This window comes from Pseudolactococcus piscium (genome assembly GCF_002441695.1).
GTDB lineage: Bacteria > Bacillota > Bacilli > Lactobacillales > Streptococcaceae > Pseudolactococcus > Pseudolactococcus piscium.
Window position 1 is genome coordinate 94,634 of sequence record NZ_JXJW01000008.1, and the last position, 211, is coordinate 94,844.

General features: G+C 39.8%; 1 pseudogene. It reads right to left on the minus strand.

What is annotated here, in order from left to right:
• Positions 1-211: pseudogene (locus RU86_RS12240) on the minus strand (hypothetical protein); the annotation flags it as partial.

Below are 211 nucleotides of genomic sequence, written 5' to 3' on the forward strand. Positions count from 1 at the left end.
GCAATCCTTGGTCGCTTTAAATTCATCCAGACAGAGAACTCTGGGCAACTTGTTGGTTTTATCTTTCTCTGATAGTTGGTCAAGCAGTCTGTAAAAAGGATGGCTACTCAGGTGCAGGTCTCGACTTGCATCAGTAATCGCTATTTTCTGAGTTAGTTTTCTTATCACCTGCATTTTAAGTAGAATTGAATCTTTATGCCCTTTTAAGACC